The organism is Marinomonas profundimaris (assembly GCF_000508165.1).
GTDB classification, from domain to species: domain Bacteria; phylum Pseudomonadota; class Gammaproteobacteria; order Pseudomonadales; family Marinomonadaceae; genus Marinomonas; species Marinomonas profundimaris.
Map to the genome: position 1 here is coordinate 12,389 of NZ_AYOZ01000017.1, position 19,343 is coordinate 31,731.

General features: G+C 49.0%; 18 protein-coding genes. 13 read left to right on the forward strand and 5 right to left on the reverse strand.

Annotated features, from left to right (window positions below):
• Positions 1 to 67: 67 nt before the first annotated feature.
• The 10 genes from D104_RS28705 (at position 68) to D104_RS28740 (ending at position 10,263) form a co-directional block, all read left to right on the forward strand.
• On the forward strand, positions 68 to 922 hold the full coding sequence (locus tag D104_RS28705; protein ID WP_024024115.1) for a restriction endonuclease: 855 nt from the start codon (positions 68 to 70) through the stop codon (positions 920 to 922).
• A gap of 94 nt (positions 923 to 1,016) precedes the next feature.
• Entirely contained in the window at positions 1,017 to 3,167 is a 2,151-nt protein-coding gene (gene mobH, locus D104_RS28710) for a MobH family relaxase (protein WP_024024116.1), read from the forward strand.
• Positions 3,168 to 3,215: 48 nt separating this feature from the next.
• On the forward strand, positions 3,216 to 5,036 hold the full coding sequence (traD, locus tag D104_RS28715) for a conjugative transfer system coupling protein TraD (RefSeq protein WP_024024117.1): 1,821 nt from the start codon (positions 3,216 to 3,218) through the stop codon (positions 5,034 to 5,036).
• Between the two features lie 9 nt (positions 5,037 to 5,045).
• Positions 5,046 to 5,606 (forward strand): hypothetical protein, encoded by a 561-nt coding sequence (locus D104_RS28720; RefSeq protein ID WP_000546512.1) that lies wholly within the window; start codon positions 5,046 to 5,048, stop codon positions 5,604 to 5,606.
• Positions 5,593 to 6,228, forward strand: coding sequence for a DUF4400 domain-containing protein (locus D104_RS28725; protein ID WP_000033756.1), 636 nt, complete (start codon positions 5,593 to 5,595; stop codon positions 6,226 to 6,228). The genes D104_RS28720 and D104_RS28725 overlap by 14 nt, the downstream gene beginning before the upstream one ends.
• A 271-nt stretch (positions 6,229 to 6,499) precedes the next feature.
• The gene (gene istA / locus D104_RS28730) at positions 6,500 to 8,056 is read left to right on the forward strand and encodes an IS21 family transposase (protein ID WP_024024118.1); all 1,557 of its coding nucleotides are present in this window, start codon (positions 6,500 to 6,502) and stop codon (positions 8,054 to 8,056) included.
• 159 nt (positions 8,057 to 8,215) lie between these two features.
• Complete coding sequence (locus D104_RS37180) at positions 8,216 to 8,464, forward strand: hypothetical protein (protein WP_084546017.1); 249 nt, start codon at positions 8,216 to 8,218, stop codon at positions 8,462 to 8,464.
• Positions 8,424 to 9,695, forward strand: coding sequence for an IS4 family transposase (locus tag D104_RS0118850; protein WP_031214859.1), 1,272 nt, complete (start codon positions 8,424 to 8,426; stop codon positions 9,693 to 9,695). Before D104_RS37180 ends, D104_RS0118850 begins: the two co-directional genes overlap by 41 nt.
• A 75-nt stretch (positions 9,696 to 9,770) precedes the next feature.
• Complete coding sequence (locus D104_RS28735; RefSeq protein ID WP_013785946.1) at positions 9,771 to 9,989, forward strand: hypothetical protein; 219 nt, start codon at positions 9,771 to 9,773, stop codon at positions 9,987 to 9,989.
• A gap of 31 nt (positions 9,990 to 10,020) precedes the next feature.
• A complete protein-coding gene (locus tag D104_RS28740; protein WP_013785947.1) occupies positions 10,021 to 10,263 on the forward strand; it encodes a hypothetical protein in 243 nt (80 codons plus the stop codon).
• Between the two features lie 15 nt (positions 10,264 to 10,278).
• Here the strand turns inward: D104_RS28740 and D104_RS28745 are convergent, their stop codons facing one another.
• The 3 genes from D104_RS28745 to D104_RS37015 all read right to left on the reverse strand — a co-directional run bounded on the left by D104_RS28745 (position 10,279) and on the right by D104_RS37015 (position 12,208).
• Positions 10,279 to 10,986, reverse strand: coding sequence for an RES family NAD+ phosphorylase (locus D104_RS28745; protein ID WP_013785948.1), 708 nt, complete (start codon positions 10,984 to 10,986; stop codon positions 10,279 to 10,281).
• 68 nt (positions 10,987 to 11,054) lie between these two features.
• Positions 11,055 to 11,426, reverse strand: coding sequence for an MbcA/ParS/Xre antitoxin family protein (locus D104_RS28750; RefSeq protein WP_013785949.1), 372 nt, complete (start codon positions 11,424 to 11,426; stop codon positions 11,055 to 11,057).
• Between the two features lie 89 nt (positions 11,427 to 11,515).
• Complete coding sequence (locus D104_RS37015; RefSeq protein WP_024024120.1) at positions 11,516 to 12,208, reverse strand: TetR/AcrR family transcriptional regulator; 693 nt, start codon at positions 12,206 to 12,208, stop codon at positions 11,516 to 11,518.
• Between the two features lie 19 nt (positions 12,209 to 12,227).
• Here D104_RS37015 and D104_RS28760 point away from each other — a divergent pair, with 19 nt between their 5' ends.
• Entirely contained in the window at positions 12,228 to 13,253 is a 1,026-nt protein-coding gene (locus tag D104_RS28760; protein WP_158306776.1) for an efflux RND transporter periplasmic adaptor subunit, read from the forward strand.
• On the forward strand, positions 13,250 to 16,291 hold the full coding sequence (locus tag D104_RS28765) for an efflux RND transporter permease subunit (RefSeq protein WP_024024121.1): 3,042 nt from the start codon (positions 13,250 to 13,252) through the stop codon (positions 16,289 to 16,291). Before D104_RS28760 ends, D104_RS28765 begins: the two co-directional genes overlap by 4 nt.
• 84 nt (positions 16,292 to 16,375) lie before the next feature.
• Here D104_RS28765 and D104_RS28770 read toward each other — a convergent pair whose 3' ends face one another.
• On the reverse strand, positions 16,376 to 16,990 hold the full coding sequence (locus tag D104_RS28770) for a DUF938 domain-containing protein (protein WP_013785953.1): 615 nt from the start codon (positions 16,988 to 16,990) through the stop codon (positions 16,376 to 16,378).
• Positions 16,991 to 17,201: 211 nt separating this feature from the next.
• Between D104_RS28770 and D104_RS28775 the strand changes: the two genes are divergently transcribed.
• Positions 17,202 to 17,435 (forward strand): bacteriohemerythrin, encoded by a 234-nt coding sequence (locus D104_RS28775; protein ID WP_013785954.1) that lies wholly within the window; start codon positions 17,202 to 17,204, stop codon positions 17,433 to 17,435.
• A gap of 223 nt (positions 17,436 to 17,658) precedes the next feature.
• Here D104_RS28775 and D104_RS28780 read toward each other — a convergent pair whose 3' ends face one another.
• Positions 17,659 to 18,963, reverse strand: coding sequence for an IS1380 family transposase (locus D104_RS28780; RefSeq protein WP_024024122.1), 1,305 nt, complete (start codon positions 18,961 to 18,963; stop codon positions 17,659 to 17,661).
• Positions 18,964 to 19,343: the final 380 nt, after the last annotated feature.

A 19,343-nucleotide genomic window follows, 5' to 3' on the forward strand; every position in this document is an offset into this window, starting at 1 on the left:
ATGTCACCAATATGGGCTGCTCTTTCTAGGATGGGAAGCCCATTTTTGATTTTGGATGGGATCTTTTATGGTTACTTTTGACCAGCTGATGCAGCCACTCATCATCGCCCTGAACAATCTTGGCGGCTCAGGCAGTATTGATGAAATATACGAGGAGGTCGTGGAGCTAGAAAAGTTTGATGAGCAGACTTTAGCCGTGTTGCATAACCCCGAAAAGAGCAGCCAAACGGAGGTTGGTTATCGATTGGCTTGGGCGAGAACCTACCTCAAAAAAGCAGGATATCTTGAGAATTCATCAAGAGGCGTTTGGGCTTTGACTGATAAAGCCAAGCAAAATGCTAAGCTGGATAGTCGAGAGATTGTGAACTTTGTCAGAGAACTTGACCGAAAGCCTGGGGGGTCAAAAAGTTCTTCTTCAGAGCCAGAGCTTTCGTCTGATGATTCACCAGAAGAAGCTATGGCTTGGCGTGAAAAGTTACACCATGTACTCATTGAAGAAATGAGCCCTGATGCTTTTGAGCGGTTAACACAGAGGTTATTGAGAGAATCAGGCTTCATTCATGTTGAAGTGACTGGTCGCACGGGGGATGGTGGTATCGATGGCAAAGGAATTGCCCGAATCAATGGTTTGATGAGTTTTCATATTGCCTTTCAGTGTAAAAAATACAAAGGCTCAGTTGGGGCACCAGAAATCCGAGATTTCAGAGGGGCAACAGTAGGACGTGCAGATCGTGGGATGTTTATAACAACTGGCAGCTTTACAAAAGCAGCCATTGAAGAAGCCAACCGTGATGGTGTTGCTCCGATTGACTTGGTTGATGGTGATCAGTTAGCCGATAAGCTCAAAGAACTTAGTTTAGGTGTTAAAACAGAGTTGGTTGAAAAAGTAACAGTTGAACCAGACTGGTTTTTAAGTCTTTAGCTCTATCATCGCTACAGATAAGTGCAAGTTTCTTGCGACTATCTAACAACCTAATTGTTAGTGAACCTTCACACTATCGTGTCGGAGGTTCACTATGTTCAAAAACCTATTTTTTCAAGCCAAAGCATTACCAGAGCTGTCATCTCAACTAGATGCAGAAATTCCACGCTACCCGCCATTCCTGAAGGGGTTGCCAGCTGCGTCACCTGAGGATTTGCAGTCCACACAAGACGAGCTAATTGCCAAACTGCGCCAGGTACTTAGCTTTAACCAGCGTGACTTTCAAAGGCTGATTCAACCCTGCATTGATCATCTGGCGTCCTATGTTCACTTGTTGCCAGCTTCTGAGCATCATCATCACAGTGGTGCTGGTGGTTTATTACGTCATTCGTTGGAAGTTGCTTTCTGGGCGGCACAAGCTGCTGAAGGGATCATCTTTGTTGCCAGTGGCACACCGGTTGAGAAAAAAGAGCTAGAGCCAAGGTGGCGTGTTGCAGCGGCTCTTGGCGGTTTGTTCCATGATATTGGTAAGCCTGTTTCAGACTTGTCCATCACAGACGAAGATGGACGCTATCAGTGGAACCCTTTTTTAGAAACCTTATCCCAGTGGACCACAAATAACAGCATTGAACGCTATTTCATTCGCTGGCGCGACGGACGGTGCAAACGGCACGAGCAATTCTCAATTCTGGTTTTAAACCGGGTGATGACGCCTGAGTTGCTCGCCTGGTTAACACAACCTGGCCCTGAAATTTTGCAAGCCATGCTGGAAGCAATTGGCAATACCGATCCAGAGCATGTCCTGTCTAAACTGGTCATTGAAGCTGACCAAACCAGTGTACAGCGAGACCTGAAAGCTCAACGAATTTCCGTTGACGACAATGCCCTTGGTGTCCCAGTCGAACGCTATCTACTTGATGCTATGAGGCGATTGCTTGCCAGTTCCCAGTGGTTGGTCAATCAGCGAGATGCCAGAGTTTGGATACGAAAAGCGAATCAATCAACCCATCTTTACCTGGTTTGGAAAAGCGCGGCTAAGGACATCATTGATCTGTTGGCCAAAGACAAGATACCAGGCATTCCAAGAGACCCCGATACCCTTGCGGACATCCTTATTGAGCGAGGATTGGCCACTAAATCCGCCTCGAATGAGCGATATGAAAGCCTTGCCCCTGAAGTGTTGATCAAAGACGACAAGCCAATCTGGTTACCCATGCTGCATATAGTTGAGGCCGATTTATTGTTCAGCTCGAATGTACCAAGTGGTGTGACACTGTTTAGTAAACCTGAGTGGGAAGCAACACTGCAAACACAAGCAGAGCCACAGAGTCGCTCCAGTGAACATCCAGATTTGCCTGAAGCGTCATCATCAATTGAACACAGCAATTCGGCAGAGTCGCCATCGTCAAAATCGTCCGAACAAGGTGATGAACTTCGTCTTGCTAGTGATGTTAGTAACCCCCAGGCAACTGGAAATGCTCCGGGTGATGGATGTGAAAAGCCTAACAATTCATTTGATGGCGCTATCGCGAATAACGTAAACCAGCACGATGAAGAAGCATTGAATCTGCCTGAATCTTTGGCGTGGCTTCCAGAGGCCAGCGGTGCGTTGATTATGGCTGGTGAACAGATTCTGATCCGTTATCCCGATGCCGTAAGACATTGGTGTGCTCCCCGAAAACTGCTTGCTGAACTCAGTCGATTAGATTGGCTTGAACTAGATCCCGCAAACCCGACACGTAAGGCCAGAACTGTGACTACGAAAGATGGCGTTCAGGAGCAAGGGTTGCTGCTGAAAGTATCGATTTCTAAAGGGCTTACTGCACTGATTGACCTTCTCAAACAAGACGCAGAATCAGCGGCAGCAATTCAGAACAAAGAGGCTTCACCGCGACCGAGTCGAACTGAGACAACCAATGCCCAAGCAAAAGAGCCCGCCATAAGAGCGGAGCGCAAGCAAAAGCCGATTGCGCCCAATACGAACTCATGTACAGACCCCAAACACGCACAGCGCCAACAGATGGTTAATTTTGTGAAAGATTTGCCCATCTTACTGACCGATGGCGATTACCCAGACGTGGATCATAGTGCCGATGGTATTCGCGTCACGATTCAAACCTTACGCCAAGTCGCCAATGAGCATGGCATTCCAGCTGGACAACTGCTTCGGGGGATCTCGGCCAGTGACGAATGCCAGTTTGATGAGGGGGAAACGGTTCTGTTTACCGCTCACGCTAAACGTTAATCCTTTTGAAATTAAGCGGATTGCAAACGGTTATTTTGCGGAGCATGAATGAAAGAAAACGCATACGAGATGCCCTGGCGCACGAACTATGAAGCCATGGCAGCAGCAGGTTGGCTGGTTGGTGCAACTGGGGCAATTGCCTCAGAAATGCTGACTGAGCTACCACCTGAGCCATTTTGGTGGATGACCGGGATTTCCTCGGGCATGGCGTTGTACCGCCTTCCTGAGGCTTATCGCCTTTATAAGTTGCAGAAGGGGCTAAAAGGCAAACCATTGGCTTTTATGGAGCTGTCGCATTTGCAAAAGGTGATGGCAAAACATCCAGATGAATTGTGGTTAGGGTATGGCTTTGAGTGGGACCAACGTCATGCTCAACGCGCTTATGAAATCTTAAAGCGGGATAAGCAAACCTTGCTTAACCAGGGGCACGGTAAGCAAATGGGTTCGACCTGGATTCATGGTGTTGAGCCCAAAGAAGAAGATGTGTACCAGCCAGTTGGTCAAACTGAGGGGCATACCTTAATTGTCGGCACGACCGGGGCAGGGAAAACCCGATGCTTTGATGCGATGATCACCCAGGCCATTTTGCGCAATGAAGCCGTGATTATTATTGACCCCAAGGGAGACAAAGAACTTAAGGATAATGCACAGAGAGCCTGTATTGCCGCCGGTAGTCCTGAGCGCTTTGTGTATTTTCATCCGGGTTTTCCAGAGCATTCAGTACGTCTTAATCCCCTTAGAAACTTTAACCGGGGCACTGAAATTGCCAGCCGAATTGCGGCATTAATCCCATCTGAAACCGGTGCTGATCCATTTAAAGCCTTTGGCCAAATGGCACTGAATAACATAGTGCAAGGTCTGCTGCTTACTTCACAACGTCCTGATCTGAAAACCCTGAGACGATTCTTGGAAGGTGGCCCAGAAGGTTTGGTAGTAAAAGCCGTCACGGCTTGGGGTGAGCAGGTATATCCGAACTTTAGTGTGGAGATTAAGCGCTTTACCGAAAAGGCCAATACCTTGGCAAAACAAGCCATGGCGATGCTGCTTTTTTATTACGAACGCATTCAGCCCGTTGCCGCCAATACCGATTTGGAAGGGCTATTGAGTATGTTTGAGCATGACAGAACCCACTATTCCAAGATGGTGGCTTCATTGATGCCGGTGCTCAATATGCTCACTTCAAGTGAACTTGGCCCACTGCTATCACCGATTGCAAACGATGTGAATGACAGCCGGTTAATTACGGATTCTGGCCGTATTATCAACAATGCCCAAGTGGCCTATATCGGGTTGGATTCATTGACCGACGCCATGGTTGGCAGCGCCATTGGTTCGTTGCTTTTATCCGATCTCACGGCTGTGGCCGGTGACCGCTATAACTATGGTGTTGAAAATCGTCCCGTAAATATCTTCATCGATGAGGCTGCTGAAGTCGTCAACGATCCCTTCATTCAACTGCTCAACAAAGGCCGTGGCGCAAAAATGCGTTGTGTGATTGCTACTCAGACCTTTGCTGATTTTTCAGCTCGTACAGGCAGCGAAGCTAAGGCCCGTCAGGTGTTAGGTAACATCAACAACCTGATAGCTCTTCGGGTGATGGATGCCGAAACGCAGCAGTACATTACCGACAATCTGCCTAAGACTCGGTTGCAGTACATCATGCAAACTCAAGGTATGTCGTCCAACTCGGACAGCCCCGCGTTGTTTACCGGCAATCATGGCGAACGCTTGATGGAGGAAGAAGGCGATATGTTTCCACCGCAGTTATTAGGCCAGCTTCCCAACCTGGAGTACATCGCCAAGCTTTCAGGTGGCCGCGTGATCAAAGGCCGCATTCCTATTTTAACCAGCTCTACACAGGCAGCATAAGGAGTCTGTATGCATCATTCTGTCTGTCTGAAAATGACAACACTTACCAGTAAAGAAATGCTCGCTCAGTGGCAGCAACATAACCCCCAGTTCAAGGAAACCTTAGGACTGCTTGAAACCGACTGGCCTCATGCTTTGGCCTCGGTGTATTGCTTGGCGGACTACTTAACGGATGCGTTCACGTTAGATGGCCATTCCATCTTTGATTTGTGTCTGTGTAATGGTTTGGGCAGTTATGAAGAAGTCAGTTGTGATGATGATAGTGTACGCCTTTGGCATTTCATTGAGGCACTGACCTGGACTGCCGCCAGTGCTTTAACGGGGATTCGCCTGCGTGATCCTGACCATTTCGAGTGGGCCGCCGTAGATGGTGTGTATTTCTACTCCTGGATTCGTAATCGTCCAAATCGGATGGCGTATCTGGCTGAAGGACGTATTGATATGCGTTATGTCAGTGGCCATACATCGACAAAGCGGCTTCAACAAGTGATTAAAGCCCGGATTATGACTCCAACCGTTGCAGCCATGCTGGCGCGAGTTGAAGAGGATGTTTGGCATGAGCAAGCATAAGTCGGTTTGGCTGCTGTGTCTGGCACTGATGCTGGAGATTATTGCCATTGGCGTGTTAGTGCCCGGTGATTGGACTGGCCGGGTCATCAGTAAAGAGAAGCAGATGATCCAAAACCAATTGGGCGCACAAACAAGCTATTGGATTGGTCAAACTAGCCATCGCTGGTATCAATCATGGGTTGTGGATACGCAGATGGAGCAATCTGTGCGAGATTTTCTAATCCCCACTGAAGAGCAGCGACTGCGCTCTAAAGGGATGGAGAACATGGGAGGCTTTTGGTTTGTCTGGGTAGAAGACCGTATTCAGGCATTTTTTGATGTGTTGTACCAAGTGTTCACTCGATTTGCTTTACTGATGGTCTGGTTGCCCTTTGCGCTTATTCTCATGTTACCGGCGTTGTGGGATGGCTTAATGACCTGGAAGATTAAGAAGACAACCTTTGATTTTTCGAGCCCTATCATTCACCGCTACAGCATGATTATCCTGGGTTCAGGCGTCATCTTGCTGTTTATGGGATTGTTCGCCCCGCTGGCTATTCCACCGGTGGTACTACCGTCGATGATCATCGGCTTGGCATTGATGGCAGGGTTGGCGTTAAGTCACTTGCAGAAGAAGATATGAGGCCAGTTGGGCCTCATCTTGTAGAGCTAAAACCTTACGCCTACGGTATTGCCGTTCTCGTTGCGTATTTTTCCCAACCGTGAACACCAATTTTTCTCTAGCGTGAACACCTAATTTTCTTAACTGTGAACACTGATTTTTGCCTAAGCGTGAACACTTTTTCCGCATGACAAAATTTAGTGTTCACGGTAAGCAAAAATCCCCACCCCTTCTTGCAGGTCAGTTTTTAACCATTAACCTGCGCTCCTTTGTTTAACCCTCAGGAGCCGTTATGAAAACGAAGAAGATCTCTATGCAGAAAATCAAAGAAATTCTGCGCCTCAAATACGGCGCCGACCTCTCATCCAGGCAAATATCCCGTAGCCTGAATATATCAACGGGGGCTATCTCAAAGTACCTCAATCGAGCCGATGCGGCTGGCATTGGTTGGCCTTTGCCAGAGAGCATGACAGAGCAACAAGTTTTAGCCATCCTGCAGCCGTCACGAAAACCAAGAAAGGACACGGTCACCGTGTTTGCGGAACCCGATTTCAATGCAATTCACGATGAGTTGGGGACCAAGGGAATGACACGACAATTGCTGTGGGAAGAGTACACACAAGACCACCCCAGTAATCACTATAGCTATTCTCGCTTCACCGTTCTGTTCAAACGTTGGCAGGGCTCACGCCAGCTATCGATGAGACAAACACACCTAGCTGGCGAGAAGATGTTTGTCGATTATTGCGGGCCGACCATGGATGTCATTAACCATCAAACGGGCGAGGTACGTACTGCCCAGATTTTTGTCTCCGTCCTGGGCGCCAGCTCTTATACATTCGTTGAGGCGACATGGTCACAAAGCTTGCCTGACTGGATTGGTTCCCATGTTCGAGCATTTAACTTTTTTGGTGGTGTTCCGGAGGTGGTTGTGCCAGATAACCTGAAAAGTGCCGTTAGCAAAGCCTGCCGCTATGATCCTGACCTAAACCCTACCTATCAGCAACTTGCAGAGCACTACAATGTTGCCGTCATCCCAGCTCGCCCCTACAAACCAAAGGACAAATCTAAAGCAGAGGTCGCGGTTCAAGTGGTTGAGCGGTGGATCATGATGCGCCTGAGAAAGCAGCCATTTTTTACTCTCGCGTCACTTAATCAAGCCATTCGTTTTTTGCTGGCAGACCTCAACAACCGCCCGTTTAAAAAACGTCCGGGATCTCGCCAATCTCAATTTGAAAGTATTGATAAGCCTGCGTTAAGACCGTTACCACCATCCCCCTATGAGTACCTTGAGGTTAAAAAGGCCAGAGTTCATCTTGATTACCATGTGGAATACGACGGTCACTTCTACTCCGTACCATATCAACTGGTAAAACAAAACGTGATGATTCATGCAAGCCGAACCACCTTGACCATTAATCATCAGGGAAAGCAGGTGGCCCACCACCCGCGAGCCTTTAAACACGGCCACACGACTGACACCACGCATATGGCGAAGGCGCATTTGAAGCATCAAGAGTGGTCGCCTCAGCGGTTTGTGTTATGGGCAACCCGAATTGGCGAATACACGACATTGGTGGTTGAGCATCAACTTGCTGGTCGCCGTCACCCCGAACACGGTTATCGCGCTTGCCTGGGTTTACTTAACCTGACAAAGAAGTATGGCCAGGAAAGGCTCGAAGCCGCCTGTCGTCGCGCACATTATATTAACGCTATTACGTACAAAAACATTGCCTCAATTCTCAGCAAAGGTTTAGACAACCTGCCCATGGAAGATGGCGATGCAGACAAGCAGATTTCCCTTCCCCTCAGTCACGATAATGTTCGCGGTGCCAAGTACTATCACTAATTACGCAAAGGAAAAACGAATGATTAATAACTCAAGTTTCGGGGTTCAAAAACAGCAAAAAATACAGCTTAAGTTACTGAATAATATAAATAAAAATAGCCTTTTCGTGGTATAATGTTAGTTAACTAGACAAAACAAAACACCCACCCAAGGCTATGTATGAATTCTGACACAACCTCTTCTGTTTTGCCATCGCTCACCGCTGAGTATTTAAGCCGCCACGATGTTCAAGCGGATACTCTGTTTAGCAAAGCATGGCAGCGCAACGGTTTTAATCGACTGCAGAAACAAGCGCGGTTTTCAAAGCGTTCAGGATCACCCGTCAGTGATGTAGTGTACCTTTTACTGCTTTGGGTCTGGCTTAACGATGTTTTCAAAGGAGTCGTTACAAAGCTTCTCGATCACTAAGAAGGATGCCCTTTATGATCTTCTTAATCGGGAAGATCTGGATTGGCGCAAGTTGCACCTTCAAACAGCGAAGACCGTCATCAGTTTGACTGACCACAGCGCCATACGCGCCTATGTTGTTGATGATTCTGTTAAAACACGGCGCGGTAAAACCATGCCAGGCGTCGCTAGCCACTTTGATCACCTGAATGGTCGTTGTGTGATGGGGCCGCAACTCCTGACCCTAGGGCTGGCGACTGAAAAGCAATTTATCCCTTTAGATAGCGAACTCTATATCAGTCGAGTTAAATCACAACCTCTGACCAAAGCCTTTGCCGATGGTCGCAGTATCGCCGCAAAACGTTATCGTGATGCGCAGTCAATGACTAAACCGGAGATGGTCCATGGCATGATTAAGCGAGCCGATCGGTCCGGCATTCATGCACAGTATTTTTTAGCCGATTCATGGTTTGCCAGTAAGTCCATGCTGGCCTTTATGGAAGCGCAATCGTTAGTCTCCATTGTCCGTATGAAGAAAAATAAAATGAGTTACCGCGTGGCCGGTAGTGACAAGGTTCTCTCAACAGCGGCTGAGCTATACCAACATCACATCAAAGGCCAATGGCAGAAGGTTAAGGGCAGGCCATACCAGTCTAAGGCGATCACCGTTGAGTTAAACTTAGCACAAACCCTCGATGCACCTGATCACTGGATCAAGGTCAAGCTGCTGTTTGTACGTGGCGTTAACGAAGAAAAACAGCGTGCTGGAAAGCATGATTGGGCCTTGTTTTTATCCACCGACACTCACCTCAGTGATGAGAGAATACTCGAAATCTATGCATTACGCTGGGGAATCGAAGTGTACTTTAAGGAAGCGAAACAAAAGCTTGGGTTCCTTAAAGAGCAGAGTACACATTACAGTGCTTATATCGCCTCCATCCATTTAACGGCTCTGCGATTCTGCTTGCTGCTATTGACTCAACACGAGGAAGGTGCCGCTCGACTGAGTTATAGTCGTAACGACATGATCAACAGTCTGTGCACCTTAGATTTTGCCAGCCGACTCTGGGTTATCTTTAGAGCGCTGATATCGGGAGCGCTTGATGAGCTCAGCAAGCTATATGGAGTCAGCGTCGCCCAAGAGATCATGAACCAAATAGACAAAACGGTTAAGGAGATCTTTAAGCAAGTCCTGCAAATGGATCCATTCACGCTGAGGCTAGAAGCCAAATCTATTGGTGATGAGTACTGATTTTAAGCTAAACTGAACTCCGAAACTTGAGTTATTACTCTCGGTGATGTAAAAGCCATTTTTTTCTATGCAAGCTTGTTTCCTGCATTTGTCGATCTGACGACTATCGCCACGTCAGACATTGCAACGATTATTGTGTTGACTGTCGTTGCAGTCGGTGGTGTTAAACTGGGTTATGCGTATTTCGCCAGCAGGATTCTGTCCTGGACTAAGGGCAGAGCACCAGGCGTTGTTAAAAAGACCGCTGGCGGTTTTATGGTTGGTGCAGGCACATACCTTATGGTAAAAGCCTAATGAATTGAAAATCCCACGTTGGAGGTTGTAGATGGAAGATGATTTTGAAGTTGAAATGAGTGCTTTAAGCCAGGAGCTGACGGCTGAGGGTAAAACTGTTCAGGTCGATATTTACCGTGGCGACACGGGAGGCTGGATTCTTGAAGTGATTGATGAATCGGGTGTTTCGACAGTCTGGGAAGATGAGTTCGATACAGAGGAAGCCGCACTGGATGAAGTTAAGGCGACCATCAGAGATGAAGGAATTGATTCTTTAATTGGTATGGATGTGTAAATGACGCTGGGTTAATCATACCGGGTTCCGTGGTGCGGATGGGGCTGGCATAGGAAACAGCCTGTTAACAGAGAACTCCTCCAGACAAAAGCTGAAGACCTGTTGGGAGCCCATTGCTTTAAAGGTTACCTGTTCCTGGGTTAGTTCACAAAACCAGTTTTCTCTGGATTGCGGCGCCTGGTCAGTGAAGGCGATGGGGGTAAAGAGGGCTGCGCACAGCTCATCACGAGCTGAACGGGCCGATAGATATTCAAAGGCTTCTACTCCAGCTTCTCTCATGTTGGTGCCTAATGCTTGAGTCAGGGAGTACTCAGTGCGGTGGCGCAATGCTGCCGTGAATGCACTAAAGGGTGGCTGTTGAAGCTGGATACCTTTATCGGTCTTATAACCCACTGTGAACAGCGTATGCTCGGTGTTCAATTTTGCCGCAGGTGCCGTTCCTTCCATTGAGCGGAGAAACACAAAGCGGTAGAAGGCGGATTCTGCCAGGGTTACTTCAAGTGATTTTCCGCCGTAGAACAGGCTAGGTTCATGGATACGGCCAAATCGAGATCCCCAGTGTAAGGGAGGATAACGAAAAGGTGTTTTGAGCAGGTAGTGCAGGGTGTTTGGGTAGGTATCAGGATAGTCGGGTTTTGAGGTTTCAAGTAACTCTTCAAGCACCGCCTGTTCTTCGAGTGTGTCCACATAGCCTAGTGTGGCGACTTGTTCCTGATTTTCCACCAGGCGGTATAACAACCCCTCAATGGGTCTGATGCAGGCTTCGCCGTTACAGTCAGCCCAGATTATGGTTACACCTTGCCTCGTATCGCATCCAGGCAGGTCACCACACGCATAAGTCCCTGAACAGTTTGTACCTGTATAGCAGGAACACCGCCAGTAAGCTTGTTCTGTGAGCGCATGAAATGTTTGATCCAGGCCTGGTCACCCCCGGTGAGTGCAAATAGTGCCCGGGCGGCTCTGATCAACAGCAGGGCCAGTTCACCTTGTTTACTGTCGGGACTCAGGTCCAGGTTTTGCTTTAAGCGTGTTATCGCGGTTCTATGCACACCAATCACCTTGCCCAGCTCATCTTGCTTGAGTGTCAGCTGTTTGGATGCATTAAGTAGTGCTTTTGACAGGACAACAGCTGGGTCTGGTCGTTGCTTTAGTTGTGCAGTCATCTTGCTTTTCACTCCAGGATCTAACTTTTGATCTTTATTTTAGATGCAAATAAAGCAAAATGGTAATCAGTTTTACTAAATGAAACATTTCATCTCTGCCACAGCCTCCAGCACTGCTTCACAACAGCGTCAACATGCCTGTTGATTTCCTCACCAGGTTGTCTGGGTGGGAGTTGATGCAAGGCACGCACTATGTCCAGTCCTGCAAGCATGCTCAAAAACAACTCGGCGGCATGCTCAGTATCAGTACACTCTATACGTCCTGCCTCTTGTTGTATTTTTAACCAGCCGCTCAAGGTGTCTAAGGCGTTTTGAACACTGTTGTTGTACATGCTGTGCAGTAGATCCCGGTCTACTTCGTGCAGGCTGCCCAGCAAACGCAGAAAATTGAGGTGTTCATGGCTGAGTACGAAATGTGCCAGGTTTAGTGCAAAGTCATGCAGTGCTTGCCGAGGTGTTTGGCCCTGCTCAGGTTCGATAACCAGGTGTTGAAGCAAGCTATCGCACTGGCGATGAATGATGGCCTCGATCAGTGTGTTTTTTTCGTTAAAGCGGTTATAGACCGTTACTTTTGAAACGCCCGCTTTACGTGCGACCGCTTCTATCGAGAATTTAGCTGGGCCCTGGGTGAACAGAAGTTCTGTGGCGGCATCCAGAATAGCGACTTCTTTGCTGGGATCGACAGGTCGTCCCGATCGTGACTTACAAGGCACTTTTTTATCCATTTTAATTAGTGTACGATTGCGTTCATTAATCATAGTTATTTTTGAGTCGATTACCATGCATAGACCCTTATTCTTTATGGCTATTGTGCTGTTAATGCTGGGCTGTAGTCCAGATAATGGTGCATCCAATGCACCTCAGTCTGCGGCTCCCTGGGTTCGAACTCTGGTAGTGAGTAATGCCTCTTCTGCTTTTCTGAAGCTATCCGGCACAGTAAAAGGGCGCTATGAAACACCCGTTGCCTTTCAGGTTTCGGGCCGTATTCTGGAGCGCTATGTTGATGCGGGTCAGCGGGTCGAAGCGGGGCAGTTGCTGTTCCAGTTGGACCCGCGTGATTTGTTAGCCTCGGTGCGAGTGGCTGAAGCTGACATGAAAACGACTGAAGCGGCATTGGCAATTGCACGCAGCGAGTTGAATCGTCAACAAACACTGGTAGACGGCCAGTTTGTCAGCCGCCAAACCCTGGAGCGTTATGAGCTGACACTGCGTGAAGCCATCAGTCGTCATCAGGCGGCTAATGCTGTGTTGGAGCAGGCACGTAATGCTGTGGATTATGCTGAACTGCGTGCTGAAAAAGCGGGCATACTGAATGCCGTGACAGCTGAGCCAGGACAGGTGGTCATCATGGGGCAGGCTCTGGCTACTCTGATTGACGATAGCTCACTTGAAGCGGAGGTATATCTGCCTGAAGGTGAGGATGCTCCAGCGTCTGGTAGCCTGTTGATTGATGGTGAATCATTAGCGATTACTTTGCGGGAGATGGCAGCCTCGGCTGATCCTGACAGTCGCAGTTGGCGGGCACGTTATCGTATTGAGTCGCGCTCTGATGCCTTAAGTCTGGGCAGTGTGGTACAGGTCAGGCTTGACCAGCCACTGCAGGAGACAACCTTTAGTGTGCCCCTGGGCGCACTGGATGAACGCAGTCAAGGCGCTCAGGTCTGGCAAGTAGTTGAGGGGCAGGTGCAGCCTGTGCCTGTGGAGGTGCTGGAGCTGAGCCAGGAATATGCCCGTATTCGCGCTTCCCTGACGCAGGGTAGTCGCATTGTTGCGCTGGGCACGCATTTATTAACGCCGGGCATGCAGGTCAGGGAGCAGGCGCGATGAATTTTCCCAATTTGTCAGCCCTGGCAGTGCGTGAACGCTCGGTAACCCTGTTTTTTCTTCTCCTGTCTGTCTTTGCCGGTGTCTATGCGTTTTCATCTTTGGGGCGTGCCGAAGACCCATCCTTCACTGTACGGGTGATGGTGGTGTCGGCTATCTGGCCCGGTGCCACACCGACCGAGTTACAGGATCAGGTTGTTGACCGTCTGGAGAAACGCATTCAGGAAGTGGAGTACCTGTATAAAATTGAAACCACGATACGTCCGGGTCGGGCCGATTTACAGATAGAGTTCGAGGACTTTTCACCCAGTGAAAGGGTGCCTGATCTGTTTTATCAGGTACGTAAGCGCATGCTGGATGAAGCCGGAAGTCTGCCTGCGGGGGTCATAGGTCCGATCGTTAATGATGATTTTTCAGATGTGTATTTCTCGCTGATTTCACTGACGGCACCGGGTATGCCGATGCACAGCCTCACCCGTGAAGCGGAATCTGTCCGTGATCGTTTACAGCGTGTGCCTGGCCTGCAAAAAGCGCTGTTACTGGGCGAGCGCAGTGAGCGGGTGTTTATCGACTTTGATATGAACCGCCTGAATAACCTGGGGTTGTCAGCAGAGCAGATTTTTGCCGCGATTGAAGCCAGTAATCGTATGATGCCAGCTGGCTTTGTTGACCTGGACGGGCCACGCGCCTACCTGCGTGTGGATGCTGATCTGGCGGACCTTGATCAACTGGCTGCTTTGCCGATACGTGTGGGAGACCATCTGTTAAAGCTGTCTGATCTGGCAGATATACGGCGAGGTTACGAAGATCCTCCCTCCTATATGATCAGGGCGGATGGTGAAGCGGCCATATTGTTGGGGGTGGTGATGCAGGCCGGTCAGAACGGCCTGGAGTTTGGTGAGCGTCTGACGGCCTTTATTGATGCTGAACAGGCCGCGTTACCCCTGGGTATGTCTTTGCATATGCTGACCAATCAGACCGAAGCGATCAGTCAGGCCGTTGATCTGTTTCAGATCAAGTTTCTGGTGGCGGTGCTGGTCGTTATGGCTGTCAGCATACTGGCGATTGGCTTTCGTGCGGGTCTGGTGGTAGGTATTGCCATCCCCGTTACCATCGGCCTGACCTTCCTGTTGATGAAAATTACCGGGATCAATCTGGATCGTATCACTCTGGGTGCCTTGATTATCGCCCTGGGGTTACTGGTGGATGATGCCATCATCGCCATTGAAATGATGATCGTTAAAATGGAAGAGGGCTGGGAGCGGGTGCGCGCGGCCAGTCATGCCTGGAGTGTGACGGCCGCCCCTATGCTGTTTGGTACGCTGGTGACGGTAGCGGGTTTTGTCCCGATCGGCTTTGCCCAGTCAGGTGTGGGTGAATATGCCGGCAATATCTTTTGGGTGATGGCCTTTGCACTGCTGGTTTCCTGGCTGGTGGCTGTGACTTTTACGCCTTATCTGGGAGTGAAGCTGCTGCCATCCTATACTCAGCATCAGGCTGGAGATATCTATCAAACACGTTTTTACCAGTATCTGCGAGGCGTGGTAAACACCTGTGTGCGTTATCGTAAAACGGTCGTGCTGTCGACACTGATGTTGTTGATACTCAGCGGTGTGGGTATGGCAACGCTGGTACAAAAGCAGTTTTTTCCAGGTTCAGACCGTCCAGAGGTATTGATCGATATTAACCTGCCGCAGGGCAGTGCAATCGGCACGACAGAAGCCACGGTAAAACGCCTCGAAGCCATATTGGAAACGCTGCCCGAAGTGAAAAGCCTGTCATCCTATATCGGTGCGGGTGCGCCTCGATTCTTTATTTCGGCTAACCCTGAACAGCCTGATCCGGCCTTTGCCAAGATCATTGCCATAGGCCATGATGCCGGTGCTCGTGATCGTATTATGGCGGAGATGAATCGTCACCTGGAGGCAGGTGAGTTTCCTGAAGCACGGGTACGCGTTACCCGTTTGCTATTTGGACCGCCGGTTATCTGGCCTGTCAGCTTTCGCGTGCTGGGCCCGGATACTGAAGTCTTGCGTTCCATCGCTCACGAGGTGCGTAATCTGATGGCGGCGCATCCCAATACCGTGATGCCGCACCTGGAATGGGATGAGCGTACACCCGCCTACTATCTGGATATGGACCCTGACCGTCTGCGGTTAATGGGACTGACGCCGACCGAGGTTGCGCAGCAACTGGCGTTTCAACTCAATGGTTTTAATGTCACCGATGTGCGTCAGGATGTTCGCAGCGTACAGGTGATCGCGCGCAGTGCACGCGAAGGGGGGCTGTTACCCGAGGCGCTAGAGCTTAAGACAGCGGATGGGCGCAAGGTGGCGCTCAGTCAGTTGGGCGAGTTGAGTATCCGCTATGAAGATCCGGTGATAAAACGCTATAACCGTGAACCCTTTCTGGCTGTACATGCCGATGTACAAGGAGCCCAGCCACCTGACGTGACCCATGCGATCTGGGCTGACATGCAGTCGCTGCTTGCTGAATTACCACCGGGCTATCGTATCGATATAGGTGGATCGGTTGAACAGTCTGGCAAAGCGGATAGCTCCATCCAGAAGCTGCAACCGCTTATGCTGGCGCTTATGCTGATTTTCATCATGCTGCAGATGCGCTCATTTACCGGCACGTTTGTGGTGATTGCGACGGCTCCACTCGGGTTGGTAGGAGCGGTGGCAGCACTGCTGTTGTTTAACCAGCCGTTTGGTTTTACCGCGCTGCTGGGGTTGATCGGTTTAAGTGGTATTTTAATGCGCAACACCATGATACTGGCGCAACAGGTGCAGGATAACTTCGATTCTGGTATGCAGGCGGGTGCCGCTGTGGTTGAGGCGGCGGTGCAGCGTTCCCGTCCGGTGGTACTAACCGCTCTGGCGGCGGTGCTGGCTTTTATTCCGCTGGCTCTGGATCTGTTCTGGGGACCCTTGGCCTATGTGCTGATTGGCGGTGTCGCTGTGGGTACGCTGATTACCTTGCTATTTGTGCCAGCGCTCTATGCATGGTTGTTCAAAGTGAAAGTCAGTGACTATTGAGTCGTTCACTATCTGCAGAGTTGATAGCCTGTAAAGAGTGGATTGCCAGCCTGGCGGGTACAGCAGTTCGGCTGCTGTACTTGCTCACTCCTTCCGAAATACCACCGATAGATTGTTAGCTGGCATGGGAACTACCGCTTGTCGTATCAGCCCTTGCTCTTTTGCCAGATGAGTGACCTCATCCAGATGGCGGATACCCCAGAGCGGGTTACGTTGGCGGAGTGATGCATCAAATGCCAGGTTGCTCTCGGCAGGGCTGACATCGGCCTGCCAGAAAGGGCCATAGAGGAAGAGGACGCCATCGTTACTGAGCAGATTTTGGGCTAATTTCATAAGCCCCTCGGCGGCTTGCCAGGGCGCAATATGGATCATGTTGATCGCCAGCAGGGTGTTGTAGTCACCCTGAGGCATTTCTGTGGGAGCGGTTACATCCAGGAGTCGGGCTGGAAACAGCTTTGGATGGTGGTCACTCTGTCGCCTGGCTTCGATGCTGCTTAAGGCTGTCGGATCTATATCGGTGGGTTGCCAGTGAACGACCTGTGAGAGATTTGAGGACAGATACACCGCGTGCTCGCCCGTTCCTGAAGCTATTTCCAGTACCCTGGCCGGATCGGGAAGGTATGTCTGCAAGACATTGAAGATCGGCTCTCTGTTGCGCCGTGTAGCGGGTGCATGGGCAAGCGAGTTTGATGGTTTCATCGCAGATAGGTCTCCCTGCAAAGCAAAAGGCTCTGTATCAGGGACATTAATCTACCGGAAGAAAAGGCCAGGGTCACGTTTCATTAACCTGTGGTGTTAATTCCCATAGCAAAAATTTACTGTATTTATCCCTTATGGATATATGGGAATAGGTGGCTGGTATACAATGTCTTTTTAAAGGTTTGAATTCGGCTATAAGGCTATTTTACACATGACATCACTTTCAGATGATGCAAACAACACGTTTGAAATCTTTCCCTGGAACCCGCAACTTGAGACGGGTATTGCGATTATTGATGATCAGCATCGTAATTTGGTGATCCTGCTGAACAAGCTGGGTCAGCAGTATGTGCAGGGTGTTTCCAAACAGGCTATTGAGCAAATTCTGAAAGAGTTGTCCGATTACGCTGACTACCATTTCCAAACTGAGGAAGCTATCTCCTGAATCAGTGACGAGTATTGCTTAAGATTACAGATCGGAGCAGTCACTGTTTTATCGCTCTTTAACAATCGATTTTATTCGTACTGATGTGCGCTTGCATTGCAGGCTACTGATTTTTGCCTATTAAAGGATTTTTCTCTGGTTAAAATTCAAACAATTTTGACCGATTTGGCATGCTGAGGCCTGGCTACTAGCCATGCAAGGAATGTTTGGTATATCGAGTATGTCAGGTAATGTGATACACGCGATTGAATGCGCTAAAGCCTGGACAATGAGAGCCAAACTTAAGTGTCAGCTGTCTACCGCTCTTCACGAGTCGGCAGGCCAGATACATCAACTCTTGCATAACGGTTTTCAATCGGCGACGTTTCGCTGAGTGCCGCACAGGTGAGTCAGATTGCATTAAGCCGCGTAAACCGATCCAGCGTAAGATGTTATAAGCCATGACGGCAAAGCCCATGACCAGATCGTTGGTCGCGAACTTCCCAGATGGCAGGCGCTCTAGATCCAAGTCAGTCTTGAACTCGCTATGGAACTGTTCACACAGCGCATGCCCTTTGTAGAGTTTAATCACCGTGGCGTCATCTGCCACATCTGAAGACAATGAGGTCAACCAGCCATCTAAGCTGATTTCAGGCTCCAAGAACAACTGACCTTTGGCATCAGAGTGTCTCACCGTAACTTTGACCACTCGACGCGTATTGGCCGCATCATCCAGCTGTTGAGAGAACACGGCTTCCATTTTACCGGGTCGTGGATGATGCCACTTCGCATGTGCACAGGCTTCATCGTACCATTGCCAGACATCCTGCTTTCGTGGGTTCCATTTAATCAGGAAGTCGACGTTTTGGTTGTTCAGAAAAACACGGTTTTCAAGCGCATCATGTGCACTATCCAGTCGGATCAGTAATGACTGATCGGTCAGCTGACGTGCTCTTGGAATCACGCGTTGAAGTACATTGATAAACTCAGCATTAGCATGCTGGCTGCCAGGGCGTAACTCACAACCTAAGCACCACCCTTGCTGACCCAAATAGGCAGCAATCGGCGCATAGCCATCATGCCCTTTGTAAGTGTAGGAAACACCTTCCTTTTTAGTGTCACTGTTATCCATGGGGAACACGTCCATATCCAAGGGAATATGCCCTGTTGAGAGCTCTGTTAGTGGAATGGATGCATTCTGTAAAAACTCAACACTGGCCGAACTTAACAGTGGTAGTAAATTAACGACATCTTCATCAAAGCGCTGACGTAATCGCGCGGATGAGGGTGATTGTTTGATACCCATGGCGGCCTTGAAGTAGGGATCATGTCTGGCTTGTTCGACGGCTTCAAAGTCACTTTTGCCCAAGCAAACGAGTCCTACATACGTACGAATAAGATCGATATTAGCGATACCATGGCGTTTAGCGACATCACGAGAAGTCTTATGAAGTGATGTCATTTGGTTGATGCAATGACCAATGAGAGCAAGACCACCATGAGGTGTGATCACTTCGGTTTTAGACTGAACAAGCTTGAACTTACGCATGGTAGTAACATCACTGATTGGGTGAATGGACAGTGATGACTATTTTAACGTTGGAAGCCTTGCTATTGCAGGGTTTTGAACACATTTATTGAATCTGAAGTCACGGATTCAGGTACAAGTTAAGATAAACTAATGCCTGAGTCAGTGTGTTAATGGTAATAAAAAAAATAAATATATGAATTTAATACTCAAGTTTCGGGGTTCAAAAACAGCAGAAATTATAGCTTAAGTTACTGAATAGTATAAATAAAAATAGCCTTTTCGTGGTATAATGTTAGTTGTCTAGACATAACAAATACAACTCAAAGGCTACACATGAATTCTGACACAAGCTCTTCTGTTTTGCCATCACTCACCGCTGAGTATTTAAGCCGCCACGA